This is a genomic window from Clostridium sp., assembly GCF_016650095.1.
Classification (GTDB): Bacteria; Bacillota; Clostridia; order Clostridiales; family Clostridiaceae; genus Clostridium_AD.
Genome location: NZ_JAENWL010000253.1, coordinates 1 through 5,663, shown reverse-complemented (window position 1 = coordinate 5,663; position 5,663 = coordinate 1). Strand labels below are relative to the sequence as shown.

Genomic DNA, 5,663 nt, shown 5'->3' with positions numbered 1-5,663 from the left:
TAGCCAAGTACATACCCGCTGTCCATAATACAATGGTAGCTAAAGTTTGGTTAGACCATCCAAAGTATCTCCATATTATTGCAAAATCCATTTTAGTTAAGATGAACCCTATCAAGAATAAAGGAATACTAATTACGAATCTATTTTTAATAGGACCTTGATTAAATTTAAATGCATCGGCTAAAGTTAATCTTGCACTTCTAAATGCGGTATCCCCAGATGTAATAGGACAAGCCACAACTCCAAGTATAGCAAGCGCTCCGCCAACTTTTCCAAGTAATCCAACTGAAACTCCATTAACTACCCATGCTGCATTATGACCTGTTAATGCCATAGTAGCATTTAACTGAGGCACTCCTCCAAAGAAGCTCATAGCTGCTGCTGCCCAAATTAATGCAACTACACCTTCTGATATCATTGCACCATAGAATACGCTTCTTCCTTGTTTTTCATTTTTCAAACATCTTGCCATTAAAGGTGATTGAGTTGCATGGAACCCTGAAATAGCTCCACATGCAATTGTTATAAATAACATAGGGAATATTGGGTGTGAACCTGGATTTGAATGCATATTTGTCAAATTACCTAGTGTTATTTCTGGAATAGGGAATGCTCCAAAAATCAAGGCAATAGCAACACCAACTGCCATAAATAATAAGGCAAATCCAAAGAGAGGATATATTTTTCCTATAAGCTTATCTATTGGAATCATTGTTGCTATTACATAATATGCGAATATTATATAAATTAATGTTGTACCATTTATTCCTGTTAAACCATTTAAGATACCCGCTGGTCCCATTACGAAAACTACTCCTACAAGTACCAAAACTACTATTGAAAACACTCTCATAAAGTTTTGAAAGCCTTTGCCAAGATATTTCCCTACAACTTCTGGAATACTTGCACCATCATGTCTTACAGATAACATTCCTGAAAAATAATCATGAACTCCACCTGCAAAAATGGATCCAAGTACAATCCACAAAAATGCTACTGGTCCCCACATTGCACCTGCAATTGCGCCGAATATAGGCCCAAGTCCTGCGATGTTAAGAAACTGAATCAAGAAAATTTTCCATCCAGGCATCTCAACAAAATCTACACCATCAGCCAACCTAATAGATGGTGTTACTATTTTTTCATCTGCTCCAAAAGCCCTTTCTACGATTTTGCCATAAACAAAATAGCCTACTATAAGAGCAATAATTGCTAAAATAAATGATATCATATGAACTCCTCCTAATTAATTAATAAGTAAATTATTATTTGTTAATTAAATTATTATTTACTAACAAAAGTATAATACTTTATTATCAACTGAATACGATTTCAGACATGAACAGACAAAAAAAGCACATCAAGTGCTTTTATATGCTCATTATTTGTTTAAACTCAATTATATTATTTCTACTTACTGGAATATCCACTTCCTCACCTTGTAATTTCACCATAAATGTATTATTGAACCATGGAATTATTTCCATTATTTTATCAGTATTTATAATATATGATCTATGACTTCTAAAAAAAAATTCTTTGGGAAGCTTTTTATAAAATTCTGAAATACTACAATTTATATTGTATTGCATTCCTTTTATATAAACTAGTGTTTCTCGTTCTCTTGCTTCACAATATGAAATATCAATTATACTCCTCACCATCATCTTATTATCTTTCCAAAGGGTTATTTTATTATTTGCACACTTATTATCTGAACATTTCTCAATCTTTTTTAATGTGCTAACTATACGTTCTTCTGAATATGGCTTTAATATATAATCGTATGCCTCAATTTCAAAAGCATCTACAGCATAATCTTTATGAGCCGTTATAAAAATAATAAGAGAGTGTTTTGGAAAGTGATTAATAATTTTACCGAGTGCCATTCCATCTAATTTAGGCATATTAATGTCCAAGAAAATAATGTCCGGCTTATTTTTTTCAATGTACTCCAGTGCTTTAATAGAATCATCAAATTCATCCATTATTTTAATATTACTAAAATTGTTTATGAAGTACTTTAGTTCCTCTCTAGAAGGATATTCATCATCAACAATAATACAATTCACGTCATCACTCCCTTATTTTCCTCACAATGAAATTGATTCTAGTACCAGTCGTAAGCCTTTCTATTTTTAACCCTTCACCATAAATATATTTCAACCTATTATGAACATTTGACATACCTATTTTGCTTTCTTCCATTGTGCCTGCATATACCTCTTGTATAATCTCGCTAGCTATTCCAACTCCATCATCTTTAATTACTATCATAATGTCGCCTTTCTGAACTTTTTTAATTTCAATTGTCACTGTTCCATATCCTTTACCTTCTAAAATACCGTGTTTTATTGAATTTTCAACTATCGGTTGAATTATAAGACTCGGAATTTTAACATCTAGATCGTCTTCAATATTATAAATTATATGAAGTTTTTCTCCAAACCTTGCTTTTTCTATCTCTATATACGCTTTAACCTGCTCTAGCTCTCTATAAATATCTACACGACTTTCTCCTATCTCCAAATTATACCTTAAGTAAGTGGATAAATTTAGAATTAACTCTCTAGCGCGATTCGGGTCAATTCTAATAAAGGAAATTATAGTGTTTAGTGCATTAAATAAAAAATGAGGATTTATCTGAGCTTGTAACGCCTTTATTTCAGCCTTATTTGCCATATCCTTAAGCTCTCCAAGTTTACTTATTTCTAGTTGAGTAGAAATAATCTGGGATAATCCCTTAGCTAAACTTATATTCACATAAGAAATTGCATCCTCTTTGCAATAATATATTTTTAATGCGCCTATCATTTCATCTCCTTCCTTCAAAGGAGCAATAATTGCAGATTTTAAATTACAATTTAAGTTAGAACACTCTATCTGATTTGCATTAGTTAAATAAATCAATTTTCCATCATTAATAACTTTTTTTGTGGCTTCTGTTATAATACTATGCCCCTTTATATGATGATCAGATCCCACACCGACATGAGCTAATATATATTCCTTATTTGTTATAGCTACTGCATCTGCGTCAATTGAATCCTTTATTATCCCACATATCTTTTCGTAGGAATTTTCATCCATTTCTCTAAAATAGGGCAATGTTTTATTAGCTATCTCGAGTGCTATTTGTGCTTGTTTTGCTGCAATTTCTTCCTTTTCCTTAAGTATTTTTTGAATTATTAATATTAAGATTGCAATTCCAATTGCATTTGTAAAGCTCATAGGAAAATATATACTTTTTACAATATACAACGCACTGCTAAAAGGATGTGAAATTGTAAGTATTAAAATCATTTCTAAAATTTCCATTAGGAGTCCACCAATTAGACCATAAAACCACTTGTTATTTTCATTTGATTTCTTATATATTATGCCTGCAACTATTCCTGATATTATAGTGTTTATTGTACATGGTATTGTTGTAATTCCTCCTATATCTACTAGTAGCCTGTGCATTCCAGCTATAATCCCTGCCATTACACCTACAAAAGGGCCACATAATATTCCACCTGCCATTACTCCAATAATTCTAGTGTTAGCAATAGCTCCATTAACCTCGGTTCCTGTGTAGGTCCCCAATATTCCAAATGCTCCAAAAATTATTGAAAGCACAATTAAATCACTTCTTTTTAATTTATCCTTTTGCACAATATTCTTAAAGCTTCCTATCCTAGAAACAAAAAAAGCAATAAGAATAACATAACCTAAATTATCAGTAAGACTTCTTAACAATTCAATCATACATCTAACTCCATTTCACCTAAAGATACATTCATATAAATAAGGTTTTTATTTATAGTATATACAATATTCCATAATATATAAAGATATAAAATCTATGTTATAATTATTGTAGCGTTATTTTTAGTGAATAAAAAATAAAGGATGATTTATTATGTTTTCTCTAGAAGTTTTTAAAAATTACTGCCTAAGTAAAAAGGGAGTTACAGAATGTTTTCCCTTTGATAATGAAACTTTAGTTTTTAAGGTTAGCACTAAAATGTTTGCCTTAACAAATATCACTAACCCCGTGCTTGAAGTTAACTTAAAATGTGAGCCTTTTATGTCCGAGGATTTACGTAGAAACTATGATGCTATTAAACCAGGTTACCATATGAATAAGAAGCATTGGAATACCATAGTCATTGATGGTTCAATTCCAGATGAAAAGATTTTATTTTTAGTGGATTTATCTTATGAACTTGTATATAAAAGGTTAACGAGAAGTGAAAAAGAAGCGCTGGAAAATTGAAAATAACCTTTGTATATTTATTGTTATATGAATCCAGATGATAAATTTCAGGGCACATAACAATTGATAATTGTTATGTGCCCCAGAGAACCACAGGAGGAATAACAATTGATAATTGTTATGTGCCCCAAAGAACGACAGGAGGGTCCTTTAATGAGAATGATTTTTTTTGATACAGAAACTACTGGCATAAGACCAGGAAACATATGTCAGCTTAGTTATATACTTGTTGATACTGATTTCAAGCCTACAAAAACAACCGGAAAAAATATTTTTTTTACGGTAGATTATATAGAACCATCTGCTGAAGATGTACATGGGTTTAGTGTAGATGCTTTATTTGAACTAAGCTCTGGGAAAACTTTTGAAGATTCATACGAGGATTTTATTGATGATTTTATAAATGCAGATATTCTTATAGGACACAATGTTAATTTTGATATAAAATTTTTAACTCACGAGCTTAAAAATTGTGGACATGCTCTAGACCCAAAACATACATTTTGCACAATGAAATATTATAAAGATATATGCAAACTTTACTCAGCACGGGGAGGCTATAAAAACCCAAAATTATCAGAGACCATTAAATTTCTAGAATTAAATGAAAGTAATATAAATTTAAAAAGCAATGAATATTTTGGAGATGCCTCAAATTTTCATGATGCTAGATTTGATACTACTGCAACATATTTACTGGTTACAGAAGGTATTAAGAAAGGTTTTATCCCTAAACATTATTTTTCGCAGCTTGCTAAATAGTAATAATAATATTATTGTGCTATTAGTAATTAACCAATTTTTCTTATATTATGCTACAACAAAAGGATGTATTGCTGAAATGCTTTCACTTTGTCATGTAATTCTAAAATTTATTTTATTTACAATTGCTAAAAAATACAAACTCGCTAACGCTCAAACATGTATTTTTCTTCACGCAACTGTAAATAAAATAAATTAAGAATTACTATGACACTTTCAAATGCATTTTTCGCAATACATCCTTTTGTTAGCATAATATGAGAAAAAAGAGTTTATTTCAAAAATAACTACTTCTCACTAGGTGCAATATAACCGTTACCTATACTTTAATATACTTTGAATTTTATCTCTAACTTCCTCTGGTAATCCCCCTATTAATGCTCTTTCTAATAAATCAGGCTTCTTTATCCCATTTGATAGTAGATAGTTTTCTATCATCTTTACTTTTATCTTCCTACTAGGAATTAATTGATATATTGTATACCAATCTTCTAAAGATGTTAATGGTATATTTACTCCATTAATTTCTTTAAATTCTGAAATTGAAGTATGATCAAAGATGTATTCAAATATTCCATTATTATAATTTATGGCAAGTCCTGCCATAACATCAATATCAACGCCATGGACAACATATTCG

5 protein-coding genes and 1 pseudogene are annotated in these 5,663 nt (G+C 30.6%); 2 read left to right on the top strand and 4 right to left on the bottom strand.

The window, feature by feature from the left end:
* The 3 genes from JJE11_RS13630 to JJE11_RS13620 form a co-directional block, all read right to left on the bottom strand.
* Positions 1-1,231, bottom strand: a 1,231-nt coding sequence (locus JJE11_RS13630; RefSeq protein ID WP_291636511.1) for a carbon starvation CstA family protein, incomplete at its 3' end; no start/stop codon positions are given.
* Between the two features lie 139 nt (positions 1,232-1,370).
* The gene (locus JJE11_RS13625) at positions 1,371-2,072 is read right to left on the bottom strand and encodes a LytTR family DNA-binding domain-containing protein (RefSeq protein ID WP_291636509.1); all 702 of its coding nucleotides are present in this window, start codon (positions 2,070-2,072) and stop codon (positions 1,371-1,373) included.
* A gap of 4 nt (positions 2,073-2,076) precedes the next feature.
* Positions 2,077-3,750 carry a sensor histidine kinase gene (locus JJE11_RS13620; RefSeq protein ID WP_291636507.1) on the bottom strand — a complete coding sequence of 558 codons (1,674 nt, stop codon included), beginning with the start codon at positions 3,748-3,750 and terminating at the stop codon, positions 2,077-2,079.
* Between the two features lie 154 nt (positions 3,751-3,904).
* On the opposite strand from JJE11_RS13620, the gene JJE11_RS13615 reads away from it, so the two are divergent.
* The gene (locus tag JJE11_RS13615; RefSeq protein ID WP_291636505.1) at positions 3,905-4,261 is read left to right on the top strand and encodes an MmcQ/YjbR family DNA-binding protein; all 357 of its coding nucleotides are present in this window, start codon (positions 3,905-3,907) and stop codon (positions 4,259-4,261) included.
* Positions 4,262-4,414: 153 nt separating this feature from the next.
* Entirely contained in the window at positions 4,415-5,023 is a 609-nt protein-coding gene (locus tag JJE11_RS13610; RefSeq protein ID WP_291636503.1) for a 3'-5' exonuclease, read from the top strand.
* Between the two features lie 315 nt (positions 5,024-5,338).
* Here the strand turns inward: JJE11_RS13610 and JJE11_RS13605 are convergent.
* Positions 5,339-5,663, bottom strand: a pseudogene (locus tag JJE11_RS13605) (hypothetical protein); the annotation flags it as partial.